We start from the raw sequence: 25,551 nt of genomic DNA on the forward strand, positions 1-25,551 counted from the left end.
TGGGCCTTATTTAAAACTTTTCTCCAAAATTTTATCGACAAGTCCGTATTCTTTAGCCTCTGCTGAGCTCATAAAGAAGTCGCGCTCAGTATCTTTTACGATCTTGCTTAGCTTTTGGCCTGTATTTTTTGCCAAAATTCCATTTAAAATTTCTTTCAAACGTAAAATTTCACGTGCTTGTATCTCGATATCAGTCGCTTGTCCTCTTGCGCCGCCAAGTGGTTGGTGTATCATGATACGAGAATTTGGCAGTGCATATCTCTTGCCAGGTGCGCCACAGCTTAGCAAAAACGCGCCCATACTAGCAGCCTGACCGATGCAGATCGTGCAAACATCTGGCTTTATATAGTTCATCGTGTCATAGATGCTAAAGCCACTTGTTATCACTCCGCCTGGTGAGTTTATATAAAGGTAGATATCTTTGTCTGGATCTTCAGCCTCTAAAAATAGCAGCTGAGCGACGATAGAAGCAGCCATGCCGTCCTCTATCTCGCCACTTAGCATAACGATCCTGTCTTTTAAAAGACGGGAGTATATATCATAGCTTCGCTCACCTCTACTAGTTCTTTCAACTACGACAGGAACGTAATAGCTCATTACTCAGCCTTCTCTTTTTTGCTTGCTTTTTTCTCGTCTTTTTCTTTATTGAAAAGCTCGCTAAATAGCTTCTCTTCGATCATCGACATTTTTATAGCTGGAAGCATGCCTTGGTTGCGGTACATCTCAAGGTGCGCTTTTGGATCTTGGCCGCTTCTATACGCCTCAAAATAGATCGCTTGAACGACCTCTTGATCGCTCACTTTCACGCCTCTTACGCGAGCTAGCTCATCGATGATGAAAGTTAGGCGAACGCTATTTTCAGCATCTTTTCTATACTCGTCACGTTTTTTAGCTAGAGCATCTTTGTCTTCTCTAAATTTCTTCATATCGTCTGGAGTAAATGTGCTCCACGCGTTTCTAAACTGCATATCGATCTCTTGCTCGACGATATTTTTTGGCACATCAAATTTAAATTTCTCAACCGCAGCTTCAGCAAATTTTGGTTTTAGCTCTTCATTTATAAGCTTATAAATTTTCTCTTGACGAATTTGCTCTTTTATGCGCTCTTCAAGTAGCTCTTCGGTTGGTTTTTCTTCGTTTGGAAGGATAGTTTTTAGCATCTCTTCGTCTAGTTTTTCAGGGATCTTTCTCTCTTGAATTTCATGAAGTTTGATTTTAAAAGTAGCGTCTTTGCCAGCTAAATTTGCAGCGCCGTAGTTTTCTGGAAATTTAACCTCGATATCTTTTTCGCCGCCAGCTTTTATGCCTACCATGCCGTCTTCAAAGCCTGGGATGAATTGATTTGAGCCGATCTCAAGCACGTAGTTTTCAGCCTTGCCACCTTCAAATGCAACGCCATCAACAAAGCCCTCAAAGTCAAATTTAGCAAAATCGCCTACTTTTAGGCCTCTTTTGCCATCTACTTTTTCAAGCGGAGCTATCATTTTTAGAAGTTCAGTTTTCTTCTCATCGATATCTTTTTTCAAAACGCGTGGGTTTGAAAACTCAGGTATCAAGCTCTCATAGCCACTCACATCGACGCTTGGCTTAAATGAAACTGTTAGCTCAACGTCGATCTTGTCATCTTTTTTGTCAAATTTTGAAACGATAGGCTCGCCGATAAGGTCGTCATTCTTCTTGCCTGCTTTTTTGATAGCCTCTTCGACTACATCTCTTAAGACATCTTGCTCAGCGTCGTTTGTTAGCTCTTTCTCGTAGCGTTTTAGCACAACAGCGACTGGCACATGGCCTTGTCTAAAGCCGTCTACTTTCATAGTTTTTGCCGCTTTTTTTGCTAGTTTTTCTACGCTAGACTTTATAGCATCTGCACTTACAGTCGTGCTTGCTAGGGTATTTACGCTATCTAGAGCTTTGATTTTGATTTCCATCGAATTCCTTTATGAATACAAATTTTTAGCCCAAAATATAGCAGAATTTTCCTTATTTCATTGTAAATTTGTAAATTTTTATAGATATAAAAGGCGTTTTAACGTAGAATTTGGCGATAAAATTATGGAGAAAATTTATGCAAGAGAGTTTTGAAAATTCAGTTAAAAATATGCTAACTATCATCGGTGAAGATCCAAACAGAGAGGGACTTATTAAAACCCCAGAGCGCGTTTATAAAGCTTTTAAATTTCTAACTAGCGGATACGAGCAGGACCCAAAAGAGGTGCTTGGTGACGCTCTTTTTACTAGCTCAAATAACGAAATGGTTTTAATGCGAAACATCGAGTTTTACAGCCTTTGCGAACACCATTTGCTTCCAATAATTGGCCGTGTGCATGTGGCATACATCCCAAATGGCAAGGTCGTTGGCCTTAGTAAAATTCCACGCATGGTAAATATCTACGCCAGACGCTTGCAAATTCAAGAGCAGATGACCGAGCAGATCGCAAAGGCGCTTGAGGACGTTATCGCTCCAAAAGGCGTTGGCGTAGTCGTTGAGGCCAGGCATATGTGCGTCGAGATGAGAGGCGTGGAGAAGATAAACTCAACTACTACGACCTCTGCACTTAGAGGCTGCTTTATCAAAAATGCAGACACAAGGCGGGAGTTTTTCTCACTTATAAATTCGCCTAGGGAAACGCATTTTTGAGTTTAGAGCGTATAAATTCAAGGCTTAAAGAGGGCGTGAAGCTTTCAAATACCTTTGGCGTCATCACAAAGATCACAGCTACCACGATAGAGATCACCGGACTTCGCCCAAGTATCGGTGACATCGTGCGCATAGTCGCAAAAGACAAGAGCAAAAACGGCCTTGGTATGGTGACGCAGATAAAGACAGATGGCGCTTATATCAGCCCATTTGGCTTTGTCGAGGGCTTTAGGATAGGCGACTTTGTCTATGAGAGCGATCAAGGCATGAGCATACCTGTAGGGCCAAATTTGCTTGGCCGTGTGGTCGATCCATTTATGAAGCCCATTGACGGCAAAGGGGCGATTGATACAACTGAATATATGCCGATCATGAGAGCGCCGATAGATGCGATGAAAAGAGGGCTTATAAACGAGCCTTTTAGTGTTGGGATAAAGACGATAGACGGGCTGCTTACTTGTGGTAAAGGGCAAAAGCTGGGGATTTTTGCAGGTTCAGGCGTAGGCAAATCAACCCTTATGGGGATGATCGTAAAAAACACTCTTGCGCCCATAAAAGTAGTCGCGCTAATAGGCGAGCGTGGCCGTGAGGTGCCTGAATTTATCGAAAAAAACCTAGGCGGCGACCTGGAGGGCACCGTCATCATTGTAGCGACCAGTGATGATAGCTCGCTCATGCGAAAGTACGGTGCATTTTGTGCGATGAGCGTGGCTGAGTACTTCAAACAGCAGGGCAACGACGTGCTTTTCATCATGGATAGCGTCACTCGTTTTGCGATGGCGCAGCGTGAGATCGGCCTTGCACTTGGCGAGCCACCGACCTCAAAGGGCTATCCGCCAAGCTCGCTCACACTCTTGCCACAGCTAATGGAGCGTGCCGGCAAAGAGGAGGGCAAGGGCAGTATCACGGCATTTTTCACCGTGCTAGTCGAGGGCGATGATATGAGCGACCCCATAGCTGACCAAAGCCGCTCTATCCTAGACGGCCACATCGTGCTAAGCCGCGAACTAACGGACTTTGGCATCTACCCACCTATCAATATCCAAAACTCGGCCTCACGTGTCATGGGCGACGTCATCGGCAAAGAACACAAGCTAAATGCGATGAAATTTAAGCGTCTTTACTCGCTTTTAAAAGAAAATGAGGTCCTACTTCGCATCGGCGCATATCAAAAGGGCAGTGACAAGGAGCTCGACCTTGCGATCTCGAAGAAAGAATTTATGGAGAATTTCTTAAAACAAAGCTCAGAAGAGGCCTTTGCGCTTGAAGAGGTCGAAGAGCTGCTTGATAAGATCAATCAGTAAATTTTTGTATAAATTTGACTACTAAAATTTCATAGCCTTTTAAATTTTTTATTATTAAAAAGATCGATAAATTTGCTTTTTGGTGCGAAAGGCGCTGTTGTGAAAAGCATGGTAGTATAGGGTTTTGCTATGTTAAATTTCATGGAGTGGTCGGCTTTTGTGTTAGGCAAAAAACGATAAAGTGTTATAAAAAAGCAGTCACGCTAGCGCTTTAAATGGCAGATAAAATTTAGAGTTTTTGGCTTTTTTGTTAAAAATGCTTGTTCGTAAAATGCGGTAGTAAATTTTGAAGCGGTGAGCTAAATTTGCAATGGCATTTATCTTACTTGTAGCTTTTGCAAATTTGCATAGACAAAACAAAATTTAATGCAAAAGCATAGGCAACTAGAGATACGCACTTTGTGCGCTTGATGTTTAAGGCAGATTGGATAAATTTCAAAATTTTGCGGTTTTTGAGATAAAAGCTACCATTTTGCAAAGGCTGTGGTCGTGAATTTGGGGCAAGTGATCGAGTTAAATTTATACTATGTGGTTTTGGGTGGTATCCAGCCTATCTTAGTTTTTGCGAAAATTTAATTGTAAAAACAAAAAAATCACGTTTAGTTTGGCAAATACTGATATTTTAGACTTTGCCTCGTGATGCAAAGCGTATATTTAAAAAGCGTAAGAGAATTACGCCAAAGATCGAATTTGTTTCGCACTTTCTATAAAATTTTTGGTGGCAGGCTTCTTGTAAATTTAATAGACAAAAGCAAATTTGATATCCGCACTTTGGTGTTTGCAAAAGCTTTCAACATATTTTAGGAAAAGCCCAAGAATAAGCCTATCTTTTTTATCGCCAAAGCTTAAATTTAGCTCGCGTTTTGCGTGATTTTAGCGGCAAAACTCGTCTAAATTTTATTGAGTAAAGCAAATTTCTCATCATTCCAGCGGTTTTGTGTAACGCAAAGTCAAATTTATAAAATAAGATAAGGTCTAAGAGCCAAACCCCATCTTTTTATCTTCGCCAAAGCTTGAGTTTAGCTCACGCTCTATCGTGGTTTTGAAGTCCTCAAAGGTAAAAATCCCATCATCTTTTATCGCAACTTTTAAGGCGGTATTTTTTAGCGCAAGGACGATCTGTGCGCCACTTAGGTTAAACTCAGCCAGCCTTTCTACGCTAAAGCCATCTTCAAAGCTCGCATTTTCAGGCAAAATTTTACGCCAAATGGCGAGCCTGCCGTTATAATCAGGCTTTTTAAACTCGATTTTGTAGTCAAACCTTCTAGAAAACGCCACGTCAAGGCTTTGTAAGAAATTTGTTGTAGCGATCAGCACGCCTTCAAAGCGCTCTATCTGCTCTAAGAAGATATTTTGCATTTGATTATGCATCTTTTCAGCCCCACTCGAGCTCTCCACTCTCGTGCTTAAAAACTGATCGGCTTCGTTTAGTAAAAGCACCGGCTCGCTGCCACTTTTTTTGCAAATTTCTTTGTAAGTGTCAAAAATTTTCCTTACATTTTGCTCGCTCTCGCCGACATATTTGCTTAAAATTTTTGAGCAGTCAAAGCTTAAAATTTGCTTCTTTAGGCTCTTTGCAAGCCCAACGGCACTCATGGTCTTACCAGTACCAGGCTCGCCGTAAAAGATGATCTTAGCGTCTATATTTTTCCTAGTTTTTATGCCCCAGCTGCTAAGTCTAGCTAGCACTTTTTTATCGACTTGCTTTAGTATCGTGCTTAAAAGCTGCTTTGTCTTTTCGTTTAGCACGACATCTTCTAGGCTCGTTACTGGCTCTATTAGCTCAAAAATTTCTTGCTCTTTTACCAGGCTTTCGATCTTGATTTTCTTGCTGTTTTTGTCATTTTTTGGGTGCATTATGCTTTGCAAAATTTCTTCGTTTATAAAAAAGCTCTTGCTTACGTTGCCATAAGCGTTTAAAACCTCGTCATAGTCGATAAGTGCGCCCTCTATGAGCCTTGAGCCGTCCTCTAAAAGAGTGCGATTTTTGATGCGCTCAAGCTCATCTTTGCTTATTAGCCCAACAAGCGTGTTTAGGTCGCGACCATTTTCAAAGTCGCCCGCATACTCCTCTTTTAAAAGGGCTAAAAATATGATCTGTTCTTTTTCATCAAGCGAATTTTCTTTAAAAATTTGCTCTATCTTTAGGCTGATCTTGCTTAGTTTTACGCGCTCATTTATGCGCTTTGTAAGCTCAGAAATTTGCTCATTTATGCGCTTTTTAGCGTCATTTGAGCCATCGCCAAAAATAGCGGCCTTTGAGTAGAGCTCTATTTTTAAAAACTGATCTTTTAAATACTCCAAATGATCTTCATAAGCTGTTTGCTCTGGCAGGCTTATATCAGCGTTGCCATCTTCTAGGATTTTTAAAAATGTAGCTGAGAGTGAAATTTCAGAGTGAAGTAGCGAAAGTAGCCCTTGGCTAGAGCTTTTTTGCGGGCTCTCTGGCATTTTAAAAAGGCCGTAGTTTTGCACTATCCAGCCACTATCAAGCAAATTTTTTATAAATTTAAGGTATAAAAGCTGCTTGTCATTTTGCGTGCCAAAAACAGCCCCAAGCAGCTCATAAACGCTCATGCTAGCTGTTCCTTGCACGTAGGCTTTGCTTAGATATTTTAAAATTTCTCCCTCTTCATCTCCGCACTTTATCAGCTCGTAAATTTTGCTTTTTTTGAGGTCTTGGTTTAGAAAATCAAGCAGATATTTCACTAAATTTTATCCTTTATCTGCTCTTTTAGTACGCGTTTTAGCACCTTGCCAGTTGCGTTTCTAGGCAGCTCCTCGGCAAAATAAATACTTTTTGGAATTTTGAAATTTGCTAAGTTTTTCTTTAGATGCTCTCTAACCGTCTTTTCATCAAGATCCATGCCATCTTTTACCTGTATGAAAGCTACGACCTCTTCGTCTGCATGCACATCTTTTACGCCGATGACTGCTGCAGCCTCGACGGCTTCAAGTTTATAGATGACCTCTTCGATCTCGCGCGGATAGATGTTTATGCCCTTTGATATGATGAGGTCCTTTTTGCGATCAACGATGTAGATAAAGCCCTCTTCATCGATCTTACCAAGGTCTCCAGTCTTTAGCCAGCCATTTATGATGGTCTCATCTGTCACGCCTGGCATGCCGTAGTAGCCTTGCATGACGCAGTCACCTTTTACGATGATCTCGCCTATCTGCCCGACTGGTAGCTCCATCATCTCATCATCTACGATCTTGACCTCATAGCCATTTAGCGCAGGCCCCACGCTTAGAAGCTTTTGCTTGTCAAATAAATTTGCCGCTACGACTGGCGAGCATTCGCTAAGGCCGTATCCTTCAACTAGCGTTGCACGCGGGAATTTCACTCTAAAATCATCGATCGTTTGCTTAGCAAGCGGAGCAGCACCACTTACAAATAGCCTTATACGGTTAAACCATCTAAAATACCAAGGAATTTTTGCCTTGCCGATGGCTGTATAGATGGCTGGGATACCTAAAAATACAGTGACTCTTTTAAGCAGCGTCTGTTTTAGCACATTTGAAAATGGAAAGACCGATCTTACAAGCACCATCGAAGCGGCTGCATATATCGGTAAAAGCACCATAGCTGTGAGCGTAAAGCTATGAAACATCGGCAAAAATACGATAAATCTATCGCTTTTTTTAACCTTAAAACGCTCATGAGCACCGATGACGTTTGAGAAGATATTTTTATAGCTTATCATAGCACCCTTTGGCTTGCCTGTGGTGCCTGAGGTGTAGATGATGTGCATGAGATCGTCTATTTTAGGGTATTTCGTGATGCTTAGAGTGTATTTGTGATTTAGTGCTTCGCTGAAATTTACATTTTTTACAACGCCGTTATTTTCATAGCCCTTGCTCATATCCTCTTTTGAAATTTGTGGCGTAGAAGAGAGATAGGCACTCTCGCCATACTCCTCATCAACGCTTACATAGTCGTCTTTTGAGGCGCTTTGAAGTTTTTTTGGCGTTTGACCGATCCAGATGATCTTTCTTAAAATTTCAAGCTCACTAAGTGCGATTAGCTCCTTTGCAAGAGAGCTAGAGGCAAAGAGCACCCTTGCGCCGCAGTCATTTAAGATATACTCAAACTCATTTGTTTTTAAAAAGGTATTCATCGGCACCGCAACCGCACCGATAGCCGTGATAGCAAGGTATGAGATGATAAATTCTTTTGAATTTGTCACCGCCATAGCCACTTTGTCGCCAAAATTTACACCACAAAGCTGCAAATAAGCCGCCACTTTATCGACATTTTGCTTTAGTTCGTGGTATTTTAGCTTCTCTTTTTCATCAAAGATCGCTATCTGGTTTGGACTCTGCTTTGCTACTTTGGTCAAAATTTCATAAAAATTATTATAAGAGTATTGCATTTTTAGCCCTAGAAAGAGTATTTAAATGTCGTTGCAACTATCTGAATGCCACTTGTGTCAAATTCTCCAGACATTGAGCCGACGCCAGTTTTTATACCTGTTGCACGCTTTTTGTCTCGGTGCTGATAGAGATAGCCTAGCCCTAGCTCTAAATTTGGCGTAAATTTATAGTTTGCCCCAAATGAATATGCCTGAGATGTGGTGTTTGGAAGCTCTAAGCCAGTGTGCTCGCTGCTAGTGATATCTTCATCGTATGAAAAGCCAGCCATTAGCCTAAGCTTCTCATTTACGTCGTAAGCAAGACCTAACCTATATGTGTTTGTATCCTTTGCATTTTTAATGACTGGATCGTCCATAAACATTTTAAAAGCAGGGTGGTGTGAATGAATAGCCGTCTTGTCGTCATATTCAAAGTCATAGTCTTTAAATTTAGACCAGTAAGTGCGCTCGAAAGCTAGCAAGAGGGTAAAGTCGCTAAATTTATACCCAGCTGCAAGCACTAGCTGTGCAGGTAGAGGGATCTCAACTCTTGTTTTGCCATGATAGCTTATAGGTGCAAACTGGCCGTTAAAATCAGCATCAGCGCTACCTTTAAGCTCTAAATTTACCTTCGAGCGGTAAGTCACGGCAAAGCTAAGCTCCTGGGTAGGTCTATATGTAAGAGCGACGTTGTAGCCGTAGTTTATGCCATCGCCTTGTATCTCTCTGTAGCCAAAACGTCCAAAGTCGCTTGCTATCTTGCCCTTGCTATAAACGCCTCTAGCGCCCAAAGCAATGGCAAGTTTGTCATTTATGCGGTAAGCTACGGTTGGATTTAGCTCGACAACTTGTAGTTTAAACCTCTTGCCAGTAAAAGCTGTCTCTGGATCCTCCCACGAGATGCCAACAGCAGCAGGCACGGCAAGGGCTAGTCCAAATCTCCAGTTTTCATAAATTTCTGGCGTTACAAAGCTAAATGTGCCGGCTAGTGAGTCAAATTTCTTTGAGCTGTAGCTCTTGCCATCATCGCTTTTAAAGTCGATGGAATTTATATGAAACCAACCAAGCGTGCTTTCAAAATGGTGAAGCCCGTCTAAAAACATCATATTTGCAGGGTTAAAATAAGCCGCATCAGCCCCAAAACTAAAGGCTACGTTACTAGCAGCAAGCCCTAAAGAATCAGCACTTTGCTCAGGGACCTTATAACCCCCAGCATTTAATAAAGAACACGTCGCAACAATGCTTAAAAGCACTCTTTTCATAGCTTTTCCTTTTCTAGGTTTCTTAAAATTTTGATCTCATCTTCCCAAATACTCTCATCAATCGTCTCTAAAATCAAGGGAATTTCGCCTATTTTATCATCATTTATTATATTTTCAAAAGCGCTAAGCCCAAGCTCGCCCTTGCCAAGGCTCTCATGCCTATCTTTTTTTGAGCCAAGCCCAAATTTAGCGTCATTTAGGTGCATGCCAGATAGAAATTTATAGCCTATCGTCGCATCAAATTCGTCCATCGTCTTAGCGTAAGCCTCTTTGCTTCTTAGATCGTACCCAGCGGCAAATGCGTGGCAAGTATCGATGCAAACGCCAACCCTGCTTTCATCGTCTGCTCGCTCGATCAAATACGCCAGCTGCGCAAAGTCAAAGCCTAAATTTGAGCCTTGTGCGGCTGTGTTTTCGATGACAAGCTTTACGCCGCTTGTTCGTTTTAGCGCTTCGTTTATGCATCTAGCGATGTTATCTAGGCACTCTTTCACGCTTATTTGCTTTAGGTGCGAGCCTGGGTGAAAATTTAAAAGCTTTAGTCCAAGCTTGCTAGCTCGTTCTATCTCGTCTATAAAGGCTTCAAGGGATTTAGCTCTTGCCTCTTTTTCAGGATGACCTAAATTTATGAGGTAGCTTGCGTGTGGCAAGACGTGATCGGCGCTTATGCCAGAGGCTTTTAAATTTGCTTTAAACTGCTCTATCTCGCCCTTGCTTAGCTCTTTTGCGCTCCACTGACGCTGATTTTTTGTAAAAAGCGCAAAGGCATTTGCTCCTATTTTTGCAGCATTTATCGGTGCGTTAAAGACGCCTCCAGCCGCACTTACGTGAGCTCCAATGTATCTCATTTTAACTCTTTTATTATCACTTTTATTTTATTTTTGCTGTCGATAAATTTGACGTAGTTGTCGCAAACTTCGTATTTTATAAAATAAGAACTTAGATCTTGTCTAAAGCCGCACTTTGTGGTGCTTAGACCTTTGCCGTCATAAATTTTTTGCCTTTGCAAAATCTCTTCAAAAAGGCTCTCATAATGCGGCGCTAGAAAAAATTTCTCGTTAAATTCGGTCTTTTTAAAACAAGCGCTATTTACGCAAATTTTGTCCTTTATATTGATATTTGCGGTATTTACGCCAGAGCTATAAATTTGTAAATTTAGATCATTTTTATAAATGTGAAAAAATCCAACATCATTTATCTTTATCATCGGAGAAAATAAAGTGACCTGAAAGGCTTGTGAGCTTTGCGGCGTTTTAGTCGCAACACAGCCTGAAAAAATGAGAGCAGATAATAAAACAAGTGAAAATTTCTTCAACGATTTGTCCTTTTATGTAAATTTAAGTTAAAAAGTAATATAATCCCAACTTCATAACCGACCGTGGCCCATTCGTCTAGCGGTTAGGACATCGCCCTTTCACGGCGGTAACACGAGTTCGAGTCTCGTATGGGTCACCACTTCTAAAAGACAAAATCTTATCCACATAAGCTTTAAAATCTAGTTAATCCAAATCACCCGCTTTTTAAAAACAAATTCTATAATTTTTGTTTTTAAAAAAATAATCAAATTTAACATCTAGTAAAATTTAAAAGAAGAAGCTTTTTTAAGCATAATAAGTAGAAAGCAGTTAAATTTAGCCTTTCAAAAGGCTCTAAATTAACTGCAAATTTTACATCTGATGTGGCTTTCCTAGCAAAAATCCCTGCGCATACGAAATTCCAAATTTCTTTATGTACTCTAAAATTTCTTCGTTGCTCACAAACTCAGCCACGATCTTATAGCCTTGTCTTCTAGCAAAGCTCACGATAGTTTCAACCAAAACCCTTGCGTTTTCGTCAGTTGGTAGCTTTTTGATGATCGAGCCATCTATCTTGATGTTATCTATATCAAGCTCTAAAATTCGGTAGTAGTTAGAGTAGCCAGAGCCAAAGTCATCGATTGAGATTTTACATCCATATTTTTTAGCTCTTTTTATAAATTCATTTGCCATGCCGTAGTCGCTAAGCTCTTCACTCTCTAGCATCTCAAAGCAAACTCTGCTAGGATCAGGGCAGCTCTCTAGCTTTTCATCTAAAATTTCTCTCACACCAGGATCTGTTAGATCCGAGCTTGAAAGGTTGATAGAAAATGTATAGTCTGGATATTTTTTAACTAGATCAAAGGCTAGGGCGATCACTTTTTTTGTTATCTGAAGATAAAGTTGCGTTTTCATCGCGATCTCTAAAAACTCGCCTGGGTAGCGGATCTTGCCGTTTTGATCGACTATGCGCACCAAAACTTCGTAGTATTTTGCCTCTGTCTCATTTTCATGCACGTTAAAAATTCCCTGACACTCGACTATCACCTTGTCGTTTTCTAGGGCATACTCGATGAGTTCGGTTATGAGTTGGTTTTTATAGTATCTCATCTCGATCGCGTCATTTTCTAGGTAGTAGTAGATCTCGTTGCCGCTATCGCTTGCTTGTTGATTAGCTAGGATCGACTGCATTAGGCGGTTTGTTTGCGGCGTGTCATTTGACAAAGAGACGCCAAGAGTTATCTTGATGCCAGGTAGGTTTTCAAATTTACCATCTATATCGATATTCATCCTGCTAAAGTTAAAATACTCTTTTATAAAGCCGATATCTCTAACGATGTCATCGCCTTGATACCAGATGTAAAACGCATCATCTTGAAACCTAAATAGCTCAGCATTTATAGAGTAGGTATCAACGCAGAGTTTTAGCGTATTTGCCACCGCTTTTAGCATGGCTTCGATGACCTTGTTTTGGTAAAAAAATCGCAGCATCTTATAGTTTTTGATGCTTATGCTGATCAAAATTCCATCTTTTTTCGCCTCTATCATCTCAGTTAGGGCAAAGTAGTTGCCAAAGCCAGTTAGCTTGTCGATTGAGGATTGAATTTTTATCTGCTCATTTTTTTGAGTTAGCTCTTTAAGCATGCTAAGCTCTTTTGTCCTATCAAGCTTTATAGCCATGTAGCCCTCTAGCTTACCCTCAAAGAAAAATGGCGCAAAACGCACCTTTTCATAGAGCAGTTTGCCACTTTTTGTTCTGCTTATTAGCTCGTCGCTCTCCCATGAGGTGTGCTTATTTATAGCATTTCTTATCTCAGCATAAAAGCTCTCTGGATGCATATTTGATTTTAAAATTTTAGGACTTTTTCCGACAACATCTTTTAGTTTATATCCACTTTTTGCCTCAAAAGTTTTATTTACATATAAAATTTTATTGTCATTGTCGCAAAAGACTATCGAGCTGTGTCCAGCATCTACTGTTGTTTTTAGAAGTTTTATCTGTTTTAACTGCTTAGCTAGTACCCTTGCTTGGTAAAAAGTTAAAACGCAAAATAGCACAAAGCTGAAAAAACAAAGCAATTGCATTATCACTATATTTCGTATCATTATGCTGTAAGAGGCTAAGGTGTCATCTCTAAATTTTCTTAGTGTTTTTCCAAGTTTTAGATCAACAGAGTCTTTAGCTACGGCACTTAGGTTTTTTGCAAATTCAAGCGCATAAGTTGCCTTGTTTAGCACTAAGATCGCTTTTGTGTCATTTTTGTAGGTATCTTTATATTTTTCTATCTGCTCTTTTGTTTGATTTAGCGTTTCAGGACTGATTATGGCTGAGCTTTTTATCGCATGAAATATCGCATTAAGCGCATCTAGCTTCTTTTCTGATGCTATTTCAAACTCACCTGATAAGATATAAGCAGCCATTGACGAGCTAGCGTAGTTTGACCTATCTACAAGTCTTTGTTTTTTTAAAAAGTCATCGTTTATGACCTTTAAAGTTTTGGCATTTTTCTCTTGGTAAAAGACCTGTATGATGGCATTTAGCTCATCAAGCTTGGTTAAATTTTGATCAAAACTTCTTAAATTTTTATTTACATCGTCGTAGTTTAAGCGAAGTACGTTGTTCTCTAGGGTGAAGCTTAGCTCATTATCTAGTAAGATAAGACTTAAGATCGTATCGTTAAATTTACTAACAGCAGTAACTGCTTTATTTGCCATATAGATGTAAGCTGAGCTAAAGCAAAAGATGATTGCTAGGACGATTAAGATGATATTTGCTTGTCTTTTATTCATTTAGTATCCTAGGTCTGCGTCCATTTAGTGTTAGCAAAAATTTATAAATTTGTCCTATCTCTTCGCTATTTAGCGTATGGATTAGTTGATGATAGCTCACAAAGCCTATGACTTCTTTTAGATCGCTCATTTCGCCACTACTTAGATATGGAGCAGTTCTTGTTACATTTCTAAGCGAAGGCACACGCATAAGGCGCCTGCTCTCACCTGCATCCTTTAAACCCACGTTTTGCATCAAATTTCCACCTAAATTTCTACCATTATGGCAAGCCACACAGCCTACTTTATTAAAGAGCTCAAAGCCCTTTTTTGCCTCAGCGTTTATGGAGTCATCATTGCCAGCTAGATACTCATCAAATGGCGAATCTATGCTTAAAATAGCCTTTTCAAATTCTGCCAAAGCACCTACTATATTTTCATAGTTTATGCCATCATCGTATGCATCATTAAATAAAATCCCATACTCGCCTATGCTTTTTACCTTTTTTACTATCTCATCTTTGTTTGAATTTAGCTCATTTCTAGAATTTATCGACTCTTTTACCTGATCTTTTAAGCTTCTTACTCTTCCATCAGTAAAAAATAGAAAATTTAAAGCCGAATTTAGCACGCTAGGCGGGTTTATAACGCCCTTTTGACTGGTGTAAGATGAGTTTGTACCGCTTAAATTCCAGTATAGGTTGTGGCAAGTTTCGCATGAGTAGTTTTCGGTAGTGCTTAGTCTTTTGTCAAAAAAGAGCTTCTTGCCGATGTAGGCTTGTTTTTCGTTATATTTTGATGAAAGCACTGGCTCAAATGATGAATTTGCGCTCAAAATGCAAAAAGATACTACCATCCAAAATAAAACTTTTTTCATAAAATCTCCATATTCTTAAGCGTCATTATAGCGGAATTATTTTTCATAACTACCAAATCGGCTAAATTGTAAAAAATTTAGTTTTTATTTGCCTTTTGAAAAAAATGTTGTATAATCCGCCAAATTTTTAATTTTCAAGGAGGAAACCATGAAAAAAGGTTTTACAATGATCGAGTTGATCTTCGTGATCGTGATTTTAGGTATATTAGCCGCAGTCGCTATACCAAAACTAGCTGCAACAAGGGATGATGCAGAAGTTGCTAAAGCTGCTACAAACCTCTCTACTTTATTGAGTGATGTTGGCTCTTACTATACTTCACAAGGCAAATTTGCTGGAACTTTGGCTGAGATGACAAACGTGCCATTAACTGATAGCCAGTTGACAGCTGCAGGCAAAAAATGTATAAAAATTGCATTTACAGCTCCAGTAACAACCGATGGTGATACCAAAGGAAAACCAGCTGTTATAACAGTATCAAATGGCGATAATGCTGCAGATGGACTCTGCCCTATTATATTAGGTAATAAAAGTGTAGATAATTTGATAAAAAATAAATTTAAATACATTAATGCTGCTGGCGTTGAAAAAGAAAGTGGTGCTGGCGAGTACCCAGTTAGTGGTCTTAGCGTAGCTTTCTAATACTTCTAAACTCAAATTTTTGGCAAGGAGAAATTCCTTGCCACTCTTCTTTAACTTAATTTTAAAATTTATCTTTCATTTATAAAAATTCTAGCTATAATTTCCCAACTTCAAATTTCAAGGATGAAGTGATGAAAAAAGCTTTTACAATGATCGAACTAATCTTTGTAATAGTCATCATAGGTATATTAGCTGTAGTTGTCGTCACCAAAATAAGCGCCACAAGAGATGATGCGGTCTTAGTAAAGACTATGGCGGAGATTAGAACCGCTATCGAAGAGATAAATGCCTACTATATATCACAAGGCAAACTAGCTCTTGATACTACAAACAATAAAGTTAAATTTAAAGAGATGACAAATGCTGGGGTTATGGATAGCTCTGGCGATCTTGGCTTTTTTGCCAAAAATGAAAGGTGTATTTCATTAAAATTCTTTGATGCAGACCAAAGCTGCTTGGCAGTAGATATCAGCGATCAAGGCTTATGCAAAAAGCTTTGGGAAGTAAGCGCTTTAGCCAGACCATGATAAGGCCAGCACAAGGAGCATTGCCAGTTCATATCAGCTTTAGCGCTGTTCGCATCGTTTTTTAGCTAGATATATTTATCAAAAGCTTAAAGTCTGAAATTTACACTTAATTCTTGAAAATTTATAAAAATAAAGTCCAAAACTAATTTTTTCTTGACAACAATAACATTTTTAGATAGAATGCGACTTTTTAATGAGGTAGTGGCATAAACTTACAAACACGACTCAGGCGGGGTGTAGCGCAGTCTGGTTAGCGCATCTGGTTTGGGACCAGAGGGCCGAAGGTTCGAATCCTTTCACCCCGACCATGTTAAATGGTGAGTGTAGCTCAGTCGGTTAGAGCATCAGATTGTGGTCCTGAGGGTCGTGGGTTCGATTCCCATCACTCACCCCATTTTGGGCGCTCGTAGCTCAATTGGATAGAGCGACAGACTTCGGATCTGTAGGTTATGGGTTCGACTCCTATCGGGCGCGCCACTTGAAAGACTTTATGCGCTCATAGCTCAGCTGGATAGAGCAACGGCCTTCTAAGCCGTAGGCCTCAGGTTCGAATCCTGATGGGCGTACCACTTATTATTGTTGTGCGGATGTGGTGAAATTGGCAGACACGCCAGACTTAGGATCTGGTGCCCCACGGCGTGGAGGTTCAAGTCCTCTCATCCGCACCATCTTTTTTAAACTCCATTTTAAAACTTTCAGAAACTCGATTTTCATTTGAATTTATCAAATTTACTTATTCAAAATTTAGTAGAAATTTTCATTTATCAAATGATCCGCATTAAATTTATAAAATTTTATAGATCAAATTCTTAAATTTACACTTTTGGTAATAAAAATTTAGAAGCGAGTGTAGTAGCGTTGCTAGCTGTCGCTTTTAGTAACGCTTAAAGGCGCGTGTTGATCGGGTTTGATGAGCATTTTGAGCCATTTTTGACGAGTTTGATAACGCACTTTTGACTTAAGAGGATCGATCGGCGTGGGCAGAAAGATCTGTTGATATAAATGCTAGCTTGATAGTTGGCTTGTAAAATGGTGACTGGATAGATGGTTTGTTTTTTTTGGTAGTAGCGCTATTTGTGTTTTTTGTGGGATAAACCAAAGCAAATTCTTGTTTTAAAGGGCTTTTTAGCGCCTGTAATGGTGCTATTTGCGAGTTTAGTGATGCCAGTAAAAACAAATATGTCATCTTAAAGAGCCATTTTGTCCTGCGCCGTAAAATGTGAAAATGGCTATAAAAGCGGTAAATTTATTTATTAATCCAGCGCCTTTGATGTTTAAAACAAAATTTATATGGCAGTATGATTGATATTGAGCCATGAAGAAGTATTATGCATGAAAAAAGTTGTAGCACGACAATGGGCACGAGATGACTTATGAAAGGTACAAATACAAATCTTGATAAGAAAAATTTATGGCTAAATTTGGCAATTTTTATCTTTTCTAGTAATTTCATATCAAAGTTAAATTTACTACTAGGCGAGAAAGTTGCCATTGGGCTGTGAGATCCGCATGAACGTTGTGTGAATATATACGAAAGTGTTGTGGCAACTGCAGTAATGCCTTTGGGTGGGATAGCTGATGTTGGGATGCGCAACTATAAATCCCAATAAGATAAAATAACCTATAAATTTAGCCATTTCTGGTTTAAGCCTTTAATATTTAAGGCGTAAAAATGCCAAATTTAAAATCAAATTTTGAACTATTGGCAAGCATAATCTAGTGCGGCGTAATAACAATAGCAATAGTTTGGTTGCAGCCGAGGCTCTACTGCTAAATTTGAGCGCAAATTTTAAAATTCTAGGGGCTAAATCTAGTTTTTTGGGTTTAAATTTAAAAATTTGGACGCTGCGATTTCAAATAATAAAATAAGCCAAATTTGAAAGGTGGGCAGTAAATTTATCGGGTAAAGACGGCTTTTGTAGGTCGTATAATGTTAATGTTTATCAATGTAGCGAATTGGTTGCGGTTGATATGCCCACTAAATTTAACTACAAAACCAAATGAGATAGAAATTTATGGCTAAATTTGTTTGCTGTGGCTTAAATTCTAGAAGCTGTGATGTTTAAAAAGAGAGTAAATTTACAATGAAGGCGGTAAATTTAAGCTATCTGTGAAATATTTTTCTTTTGTGGATTTGTTGGCAATGCCCTAATGGCACGTGTTAATGAAAAAATGGGGGGTGTAGGAGTTACGGTTGATAAGGCTTACTAAATTTGACCATAAATAGAAATTTGCGCCTAAATTTAAACATTTTTGGAGCCAAATTCTACTAGCAAATTTGTATCTTGAGCTAAATTTAAAGAGTAAAAACAGAGTTAATTATAAATTTGGGCTGTTAGAAAAATGGTTGCCTTGAGCTGGTGGCAGTGTTTTAAGAACTAGCGATAATGGAGTTGGTTGCAGCTGATATGCTCTCGTTAAATTTAACTAAAAAACTTAGCTGCATGAAAATTTACGATGAAATTTAGTCGTATCGGACTTAAATCTAAAATTTTACTAGCAAATTTTTAGACAAATTTACACTGACTTTGAAATTTACTCAGCAATCAGCTTGATCTAAAAGCGCCTTTAGATAGCAGTTTGCCTTTTTAAAGATATAGAAATTTGTTTGCTTCGTATCTTTTAACTAGGCGATAAAGCGCGCCTAAATTTACGAAAATGTAAATTTAGTAGTGATCATTTTGATTTCATAGATAAATTCTAGCGCCAGTTGTTATTTTTGGTAAGTGATATTTAGCGCCTTAGGGCAGGTTGATTAGACTAACTATGGGTCAAATTTAAGCCACAAGATGATTTTGATTAAAAACAGTAAATGATCAAATTTAGCCCCCAAACGAGGGCTAAATTAGAAATTTACAGCGATTGCAAAATTTTTGGTTTAGAAAATGCAGTGATCGGCTTGATCTCGCCTTTATATTTTTCTAAATTTGCAAGGATCGTGTGTCCGCAGTTGCTTTGAGCGATGCTAGATGTGCCTTTGTCGCGAGTTAGGACATTGACGCAGCCGTGCTTGCAAAGGCTCTTCTCACCTAGCACTTCAGGGTCGTACCACGCACCCTCGCAGATAGCGATGACATGCTCTGGGATGATGTCAGTGACAAGCGCACCGACTAAAATTTCGCCCCTGTCGTTAAATACTCTCACCACGTCGCCAGTTGCTATGCCTTTTGCTTTGGCGTCATTTACGTTTATTAGCATTGGCTCGCGCGCGCATACTTCAGCGTAGTTTCTGATTATTGAGTTATTTAGTTGTGAGTGTAGGCGATATCTTGAGTGTGGGGTTGTGACGCTAAATGGATACTTTTTAGCCTTTTCGCTGCCAAGCCACTCAAACGGCTCGATCCAAGCAACGTGAGGAGCAAAGTCTTTGTAGCCAAATTTAGCGATAGTTGGAGAGTATAGCTCTATCTTGCCAGATGGCGTACCTAGGCGGTTTTTGTGAGGATTTTCTCTAAAAGCGCTAAGCCTTGTGTAGTATCTGCTCGCTTCGTCATCTTGCTCAAATCTAACATATCCCTCTTTCCAAAATTCATCAAAGCTTGGCATCTTGACATTTATGCCCTTGGCTTGCTCAGCTGCATCTGCGTAAAATTCTTTCGCCCAGCCAAGCTCATCTTTGCCCTCGGTAAAGACCTCTTCTCTGCCCCAGCGTTTGCAAATTTGTGAGCAGATCCAATAATCACTTCTACTCTCGCCCATAGGCTCTACGACAGGCTTGTAAGCTACGATATACTCGTTTGTAGGCACGCTTTGGTTGATGTCATTTCTCTCGACCTCAAGCGCCACTGGCAAGACGATGTCGCTTAGTTTTGCTGTGCTTGTCCAAAATGGCTCAGCAGTTATTACAGTGTCAAATTTGCGCCACGCTTTTACAGCGTTATTTACGTCCTGATGTCTTGTAAACATCGAACCAGACGCCATATAAGCTACTCTCATGTGTGGTAGCTTGATCTTTGAGCCGTCATAGTCTATCTCTTTGCCAGGGTTTTGCAAAGCCTCGATCGATCTTGAAGATGGGATGGTGACGTTTTTAAATTTCTTCCAAGGAGCGCCATCTACGTTGTCGTATTTCTCGCTTATGCTAGTGCTGATGCCTTTTAGTGACGGAGCGATCTTGTCTGTAGCGCCATTTGAGTAGTAGAGGTTAAACTCAAAGCCAAGACCCTCTTTGCCGATCTGACCTAGCATCGCGCTAAGTGTTACGATACCCCAAAAGCTCATCTCGCCGTGATCTTGTCTTTGAAGTGATCTGCCTGCGATGATGACACTTGGCTCTTTTGCAAGCGCTGTTGCAAATTTAGCGATATCCTCGGCTTTTACGCCACAAATTTTGCTCGCCCAGTTGATATCTTTGACCACTTTGTCGGTTGTGCCAAGTAGGTAGTCTTTAAATTTATTAAAGCCAACTGTGTATTTTTTGATAAATTCCTCGTCATAAAGCTTGTTTTCATATAGATAGTGGCACATGCCAAGCATCATTGCTACGTCGGTATTTGGACGAACGATGATAGCTTCAGAGTCAAGGTATCTTGTGGTGTCGTTTTTAAAGACGCAAACGCTATAAGTTTTTATGCCTGCCTCTTTTATCTTTTTGATGCCAAGATAGCCATCATGTGTTGGTGGCTGCCATGAAATTTGATCAGTTACAAGTGGGTCAGTGCCCCAAAATACAACATTTTTAGCGTTTTTAGCGATAGCCTCCCACTTTGTCGGAGCATCATAAACGGCGCTGTTGCCTAGGACGTGAAGCATGATAACAAGGCCAGCACCCGTTGAGTAGTCGCCGCTCTCTTCTACATATCCGCCAAGCACTTTTAGCATCCTGTGACCAACAGTCCTACCCCAGCTGATCTTGCCGCTACCGCCCCACCAGTAGCACTCGCCGTAGATGCTCTCAGGGCCATACTTATCAAAATTTTCTTTTAAGGCTTTTGCTGCTAGATCAAGGGCAGTATCCCAGCTAACGCGCACAAATTCCTCTTTGCCACGAAGCTCGCTCTTTGCTGCGCCTTTTGCTTTTAGATAGCTCTTTCTCACGTATGGATAGAGCACGCGGCTCTCGTTTTGGATGAGGTCTGGCAAGCTGTTGTTCATGGTATTTGGAAATTTATCGCCCTCAAATGGATCGACGGAGACGATTTGGTTTGAGTTGGTATTTGCCCAAAATAGACCAAATCTATTTGCGCCAAAGGTCTTGCTTTGATCAAAGATGGTCTTTGTCACGCCCTCTATCTTGTTTGCCTGCGCCGCTGTGGCAGCAAGTGCAGAAAATTTTATAAAATCTCGCCTTTTCATATTTTCTCCCTTATGAAAATTTATTTTACTTTTTTGGCATTGTGTTGTAGGTATTTAAGCACTAAATTTAGGTCAGTTTCATCAAGTGCGACAAATTTCGCATCGACCATACCAGATAAATTTGCTGGCCACTGAGCGGCTGTGAAGCTGTTTGGTTCGTGCAATCTGTGACATGCTGAGCAGGTCTCTTCGTAAATTTTCTTTGCCTTTGCGTAAAGCTCTTTTTGGTTGCCACCAAGCGCGTCATTTGGCACTTCATAAACGCCATCAGCTTGGTACCAAACCTCTCCGTAGTCATCTTCAAGATCTTTTACTTTTTTGAAATTTGTCTCGCTCTCGTTATCAAAAGCTACAAAGACTTCAGGATCTTCTACGCTTCTTTGAAGCTGAGCCAAGTAGTTTGCCGACACTACACCACTAACCTTGATCTTGCTCGTTTTATCGCCTTTTTCTAAGACTTCAACTGGCGTTAAAACCTCGATCTTACCGATCATCTTGCCATCAAGTGTTATGTTTGCGTCTTTTGCGATCACATCAGCACCAAAGGCAAGACTACATGCTAGCACTGGGGCTAAAAATAGTATTTTCATTTGACAATCCTTAAAAAAAGAAATTAAATGAATTTTATAACCAGCACGCTTAAAATTATATTGCTATATTTAGAGAAAAGTGAGTATTTTAGGGGATTTGAAAGGGCTAAAGTAAATTTAAAGTTATAAAAATAGGGCGATTGCTCGCCCAAATTTACTTTAAGGATTATTTCTTCATCTGGATAGCAGTTTGTATCATTTCATCACTTGTCGTGATGCTTTTTGCGCTCGCTTCGTAGGCCTTTTGCGTGACGATTACCTCGCTTAGTGCTTGACCAAGATCGACGTTACTCATCTCAAGCTTATTTGCTAAAATTTGCGCTCCATAAATGGTCTCGCCAGCTTTGTTTTTGTAAAAAAATGGCTCGCCAGAGTTGGCTGTGGCTTCATAAAGGTTGTCGCCTACTTTTGCCACGCCTTGCTCGTTTACAAAGTGAAAAAGTGCCACTTTAGCCACCGCAAATGCGCGTGAGTTGTCAAAATTTGCCATGATATTGCCACGATCATCGACGCTATATTTTGATAAAAGCCCCTCAGCGTAGCCATCTCTTTTTATGTTAAAGTCTTTTCTGGCGTTTGCTGAGCTTGTCATGCCATTATAAACGTCCGCATCGCCGTCGCCCTCGAAGTTTAAATTTACGCCGCCAACGCTCGTTAGTGTATTTGCGACAAGCCTGCCACTACCATTAAATGTAAGCGAGCCCATCGCCGTATTTTGCACGGCTCCGCTAGCATCAGTTATAGTTGCCACCGCGTCCCAGATAGTCTGGTCGCCAGTTTGAGGGATCTGCTTGGTTAAATTTATAGTGACCAAGCTCTTTGTGCCATCTGCGTTGTAGATATCAGAGGTTAGTTTCTCTTTGTTTGGCACTTCAACGAGTGAGGTGACTTCAGCATTCACCTCTAAATTTGTAAAATCCATAAATTTAAGGCTCTTGTCGTTTATCTGCCAAGTGCCGTCACCCTCAAGCGTGGTTGAAAACTCGCTAAATTTACCATCGCCATCTTTTACTTTTACGACCACGCTGTCGCCAGCTTTTGCGCCAAGAGATGTGGTGCTTAGCGGGATCTGTCCGTTTAGTGAGATCGTCTTGTTTGTATTATCAAGCGTGTAGGTGTATTGGCTAGCATCAAGCGCTGTCGTTTTTTTATCTGTTATGCGGGTTGAGTTTAGGTTGCCTTTTAGGCTGATGTTTGTAGTAGCCTCAGCTGGCATAAATAAAAAATGAGGCAGTGTTATGCCCTTTTGTGAGCCAGGATCGCCCAGACTTAGCTCCTCTTGCGAGACCGTGTAAGCTTGTGGGGCGCTTGAGGTTTGACCATATTTTTTAAGAGCGGTTGCACTTGGCGTGGTTGGAGTGAAATTTGCAAGCGTGCCAAGGAGTAAATTTCCCCTAGTATCTACTAAATTTCCAGCCGCATCTATGTCAAAAGTGCCTGTTCTTGTGTAGTAGTTTTTGCCTGTTTTATCGACAACGCCAAAGAAGCCATCTCCGCCTATGGCAAGGTCAAAGTTGTTATCAGTGCTTTGAAAGCTGCCATTTGACATGTCAAGTGCAGTCGTTTGTTTAGTAGCTCCAAGCCCAACTTGATCGCTAGTTGGGCCACTTCCTGCTGAGACTAGGTTTTGGTTTATTAAATTTTTAAACTCAGGGATTGAAGCTTTGAAACCGACATTGTTTATGTTTGAGATGTTGTTTGACCAAACATCCATGCCAAAGCTTTGCGTCTTGATGCCGCTAACCCCGTTGTAAAAACCTCTCATCATGGCTTTTAGCCCTCGTAATATTCAGATACTTTATCCATTGAAACGTATTCGCCAGCTACCTTCATCATAGCCTTGCCATCTACAAATTTCACCGCCTCGACTGGGTAGTTGCCTACTTGCGTTTTATACTCTTTGCCATCTTTGCCAGTGTAAGTCGCTGAAATGGTGTATGAGCCATTTGGCACTTGGTTGCCAGACGCGTCTTTGCCGTCCCAAGCTAGGTTATGAACGCCTGCATTTGTCTCGCTTAGATCGGTTGTCCTTACGACTTGACCATTTGCGTTTTTGATCTCAATTCTGCCAATTGCAGGATCTGTCTTAAAGTAAAGCGCAAATTTTGCATCTTTTTTCTCATCTGTTAGTGTGACTGTATTTGAGCCAGTTGAAACCATCTTGCCAAGGGCTGAGATAGCGTAGGCATTTGCGTTTGATTTTAGCTGATTTACTAGCTCTTTCATCGCTTTGTTTGTATTTTCTTGCATCTCGACTGATGCTAGCTGGCTAGTTTGCGTTAGCATCTTTTCAGTATCCATAGGGCTTGTTGGGTCTTGGTGCTGAAGCTCGGTTAAAAGTAGCTTCATAAATGCATCTTTATCTAGCTGTCCATTTGGATTAGTCCCTGTGCTAGCTGCAGCGTCTTGTCTTGCTTTTGCCTTTTTCTCGGCATTTTTTTGTTGCGTTGTTTGTGTAGTTATATCTGAAACTGAAGCCATAATCTCTCCTAAATATATCTTGGTATTACTAGCTCAAGCAAGCTTTGTTCCGCTTGGGCGTTTTCGCTCTCGTCGCTTTGATTTGAGCTATATTTGTTTTTTGCTTGTTCTCTTTTTTCTTGTCTTTGGTTTTGGTCTGAGAAATTCATCTCAAGCTCGGTAAATCCCATATTTACAAGGCTGTTTTTAAACTCAGCTTGGTTTTGTAAAAAGAGGTTCATCGTAGCCGTTGTAGAGTTAAAATTTACATGCAAATTATTGCCGCGATTAACCATCGTGATCTCGACCTCGCCTAAATTTAGCGGGTTAAGCGTGATGTTAAAGCGAGTGATCGGCGCTTTGTAGTTTTGCACCTGCTCTTTTAGCGTAGAAGAGAAGTTACTAAGCGTCTCTTTTATCTCGGCTTTTGTTTGAAGCTGGTGTTTAGCGCTATTTGCGATGTCTTTTACCATTTGATTTAGCTCTGATTTATTATCGCTGCTAAAGGTCTCCTCGCTTGGCTCAGCCTCGCTCATCTGCTCTCTTTCTGGAAAGAGTAGCGACTCAAGAGTTGGGGCTTTTTGCGCCTTTTGCTCGTGTAAATTTACCTTTACTTTTGGCTCTTTTGGCTGCTCCTCTGGCTCAACATCCGTTATCTCATCATCAAGCTTTACTTCATTATCATCTAGTTTTTTAGGCTCTTCTTTGACTAAATTTTTAACTTCATTTGTTGGATTTGCCACGACCTCTTTTAGCAAAGTATCAAGCTTTACGACCTCTTTTGGCTCGTTTTTGATGATAGTTTGCTCGACCTCGTTTTTTAGCTCTTTTAGGTAAAAAGGCTTCTCTTCGGTCTTTATCGGCGTGAAAAATTCCTGCTTGCCTAAATTTTTAAACATATCGTTTAGTTTTGGCACATCTTCGTTTGAAATTTCTATATTTTCAAGGCCAAGGTCAAATTTCTTAGCAAGGTCGATAAGATCGCTAACACTTTTAACGTTGCTAAGCTCTTCAACGTTTTGTGGCACACTTAAGAAATTTGCTATTTTGTCGCTGAAATTTGGGAATTTACTTACTTTTTCGTTGCCATTTAGAATTTCTAAAACTTGCAAAAGCTGCATGAAATTTGCATTTTCATAAAGCTCATTTTTTGTATCTTCGTCCAAATTTTCTTCAAGTGCGGCTGAAATTTTTGCCACGCTTTCGTTTTGCGCTTTCTCTATCGTCTCTTTTTGGATATCAACAGTTTTTACTATCTCTTTGACATCCTTTTCGGTGATCTTTTGACCGCTATTTGCCTTACTCGCAGCTGCATCTAAAACCATCGACAAAAACTCGCCGTTGTTTTGAGACTTCTTCGCAGCCGCAGGCTTTTTAGTAGCCGCAGGAGCTAACAAATCTACGTTGTTTTTCGCTGTGTAAGCTTGCATTTAATCCCTTTAAATTTAAAAACTTAACGCTTACATGCAAAATCTATTCCAAAAATTAATTTCTTGATATCAGCTTAAAATTTATAAAAATTTGGCTATAATCTGCCCC

The 25,551-nt window shown here is 40.1% G+C and carries 19 protein-coding genes, 6 tRNA genes and 1 pseudogene; 10 read left to right on the forward strand and 16 right to left on the reverse strand.

Annotated elements, in window-relative coordinates:
• Positions 1–6: 6 nt before the first annotated feature.
• Together clpP and tig are read right to left on the reverse strand one after the other, a co-directional pair.
• Positions 7–597, reverse strand: coding sequence for an ATP-dependent Clp endopeptidase proteolytic subunit ClpP (gene clpP, locus G6W42_RS00690; RefSeq protein WP_004317374.1), 591 nt, complete (start codon positions 595–597; stop codon positions 7–9).
• Entirely contained in the window at positions 597–1,928 is a 1,332-nt protein-coding gene (tig, locus tag G6W42_RS00695; RefSeq protein ID WP_194172555.1) for a trigger factor, read from the reverse strand. The genes clpP and tig overlap by 1 nt, the downstream gene beginning before the upstream one ends.
• 137 nt (positions 1,929–2,065) lie before the next feature.
• On the opposite strand from tig, the gene folE reads away from it, so the two are divergent.
• A complete protein-coding gene (gene folE / locus G6W42_RS00700; RefSeq protein WP_012001018.1) occupies positions 2,066–2,638 on the forward strand; it encodes a GTP cyclohydrolase I FolE in 573 nt (190 codons plus the stop codon).
• Positions 2,635–3,942: a flagellar protein export ATPase FliI gene (gene fliI / locus G6W42_RS00705; protein WP_103567868.1), complete on the forward strand. Its 1,308-nt coding sequence runs from the start codon at positions 2,635–2,637 to the stop codon at positions 3,940–3,942. Before folE ends, fliI begins: the two co-directional genes overlap by 4 nt.
• A gap of 198 nt (positions 3,943–4,140) precedes the next feature.
• On the opposite strand, the gene G6W42_RS00710 is transcribed toward fliI, so the two are convergent.
• The 6 genes from G6W42_RS00710 to G6W42_RS00735 form a co-directional block, all read right to left on the reverse strand.
• On the reverse strand, positions 4,141–4,302 hold the full coding sequence (locus tag G6W42_RS00710; RefSeq protein ID WP_194172556.1) for a hypothetical protein: 162 nt from the start codon (positions 4,300–4,302) through the stop codon (positions 4,141–4,143).
• A 615-nt stretch (positions 4,303–4,917) separates the two neighbouring features.
• Positions 4,918–6,651, reverse strand: coding sequence for an AAA family ATPase (locus G6W42_RS00715; RefSeq protein WP_194172557.1), 1,734 nt, complete (start codon positions 6,649–6,651; stop codon positions 4,918–4,920).
• Positions 6,651–8,318 carry a fatty acid--CoA ligase gene (locus G6W42_RS00720; protein ID WP_194172558.1) on the reverse strand — a complete coding sequence of 556 codons (1,668 nt, stop codon included), beginning with the start codon at positions 8,316–8,318 and terminating at the stop codon, positions 6,651–6,653. The genes G6W42_RS00715 and G6W42_RS00720 overlap by 1 nt, the downstream gene beginning before the upstream one ends.
• Positions 8,319–8,326: 8 nt before the next feature.
• The gene (locus G6W42_RS00725; protein WP_194172559.1) at positions 8,327–9,559 is read right to left on the reverse strand and encodes an OmpP1/FadL family transporter; all 1,233 of its coding nucleotides are present in this window, start codon (positions 9,557–9,559) and stop codon (positions 8,327–8,329) included.
• Positions 9,556–10,407 carry a deoxyribonuclease IV gene (gene nfo / locus G6W42_RS00730; RefSeq protein WP_194172560.1) on the reverse strand — a complete coding sequence of 284 codons (852 nt, stop codon included), beginning with the start codon at positions 10,405–10,407 and terminating at the stop codon, positions 9,556–9,558. The genes G6W42_RS00725 and nfo overlap by 4 nt, the downstream gene beginning before the upstream one ends.
• Positions 10,404–10,874, reverse strand: coding sequence for a hypothetical protein (locus G6W42_RS00735; RefSeq protein WP_194172561.1), 471 nt, complete (start codon positions 10,872–10,874; stop codon positions 10,404–10,406). Before G6W42_RS00735 ends, nfo begins: the two co-directional genes overlap by 4 nt.
• 65 nt (positions 10,875–10,939) lie before the next feature.
• Here G6W42_RS00735 and G6W42_RS00740 point away from each other — a divergent pair.
• A tRNA-Glu gene (locus G6W42_RS00740) sits at positions 10,940–11,014 on the forward strand.
• Between the two features lie 212 nt (positions 11,015–11,226).
• On the opposite strand, the gene G6W42_RS00745 is transcribed toward G6W42_RS00740, so the two are convergent.
• Positions 11,227–13,644, reverse strand: a complete 2,418-nt coding sequence (locus G6W42_RS00745) for a bifunctional diguanylate cyclase/phosphodiesterase (protein WP_194172562.1) — start codon at positions 13,642–13,644, stop codon at positions 11,227–11,229.
• Positions 13,637–14,500, reverse strand: coding sequence for a cytochrome-c peroxidase (locus G6W42_RS00750; protein ID WP_194172563.1), 864 nt, complete (start codon positions 14,498–14,500; stop codon positions 13,637–13,639). Before G6W42_RS00750 ends, G6W42_RS00745 begins: the two co-directional genes overlap by 8 nt.
• Before the next feature lie 148 nt (positions 14,501–14,648).
• Between G6W42_RS00750 and G6W42_RS00755 the strand changes: the two genes are divergently transcribed.
• From G6W42_RS00755 to G6W42_RS00785, 7 genes are all read left to right on the forward strand, one after another.
• Complete coding sequence (locus G6W42_RS00755) at positions 14,649–15,140, forward strand: type II secretion system protein (protein WP_194172564.1); 492 nt, start codon at positions 14,649–14,651, stop codon at positions 15,138–15,140.
• Positions 15,141–15,271: 131 nt separating this feature from the next.
• Positions 15,272–15,667 carry a type II secretion system protein gene (locus G6W42_RS00760; protein ID WP_194172565.1) on the forward strand — a complete coding sequence of 132 codons (396 nt, stop codon included), beginning with the start codon at positions 15,272–15,274 and terminating at the stop codon, positions 15,665–15,667.
• Between the two features lie 230 nt (positions 15,668–15,897).
• Positions 15,898–15,975 (forward strand) — tRNA-Pro (locus G6W42_RS00765).
• Between the two features lie 9 nt (positions 15,976–15,984).
• Positions 15,985–16,061: transfer RNA gene (locus G6W42_RS00770), tRNA-His, on the forward strand.
• 6 nt (positions 16,062–16,067) lie between these two features.
• A tRNA-Arg gene (locus tag G6W42_RS00775) sits at positions 16,068–16,144 on the forward strand.
• A 15-nt stretch (positions 16,145–16,159) separates the two neighbouring features.
• Positions 16,160–16,236: transfer RNA gene (locus G6W42_RS00780), tRNA-Arg, on the forward strand.
• Between the two features lie 14 nt (positions 16,237–16,250).
• Positions 16,251–16,335: transfer RNA gene (locus G6W42_RS00785), tRNA-Leu, on the forward strand.
• 514 nt (positions 16,336–16,849) lie between these two features.
• On the opposite strand, the gene G6W42_RS10630 is transcribed toward G6W42_RS00785, so the two are convergent.
• From G6W42_RS10630 to G6W42_RS10780, 6 genes and pseudogenes are all read right to left on the reverse strand, one after another.
• On the reverse strand, positions 16,850–16,984 hold the full coding sequence (locus G6W42_RS10630; RefSeq protein ID WP_257639705.1) for a hypothetical protein: 135 nt from the start codon (positions 16,982–16,984) through the stop codon (positions 16,850–16,852).
• Positions 16,985–18,520: 1,536 nt separating this feature from the next.
• A complete protein-coding gene (locus G6W42_RS00790) occupies positions 18,521–20,962 on the reverse strand; it encodes a molybdopterin-dependent oxidoreductase (RefSeq protein ID WP_103609355.1) in 2,442 nt (813 codons plus the stop codon).
• Positions 20,963–20,982: 20 nt separating this feature from the next.
• Positions 20,983–21,552 carry a hypothetical protein gene (locus G6W42_RS00795; protein ID WP_194172566.1) on the reverse strand — a complete coding sequence of 190 codons (570 nt, stop codon included), beginning with the start codon at positions 21,550–21,552 and terminating at the stop codon, positions 20,983–20,985.
• Positions 21,553–21,718: 166 nt separating this feature from the next.
• The gene (locus G6W42_RS00800) at positions 21,719–23,320 is read right to left on the reverse strand and encodes a flagellar hook-basal body complex protein (RefSeq protein ID WP_194172567.1); all 1,602 of its coding nucleotides are present in this window, start codon (positions 23,318–23,320) and stop codon (positions 21,719–21,721) included.
• A 5-nt stretch (positions 23,321–23,325) separates the two neighbouring features.
• Positions 23,326–24,033: a flagellar basal body rod modification protein gene (locus G6W42_RS00805; RefSeq protein WP_194172568.1), complete on the reverse strand. Its 708-nt coding sequence runs from the start codon at positions 24,031–24,033 to the stop codon at positions 23,326–23,328.
• Between the two features lie 121 nt (positions 24,034–24,154).
• Positions 24,155–24,428, reverse strand: a pseudogene (locus tag G6W42_RS10780) (flagellar hook-length control protein FliK); the annotation flags it as partial.
• Positions 24,429–25,551 lie beyond the last annotated feature (1,123 nt).

Source organism: Campylobacter concisus (assembly GCF_015230015.1).
Taxonomy (GTDB): Bacteria; Campylobacterota; Campylobacteria; order Campylobacterales; family Campylobacteraceae; genus Campylobacter_A; species Campylobacter_A concisus_AF.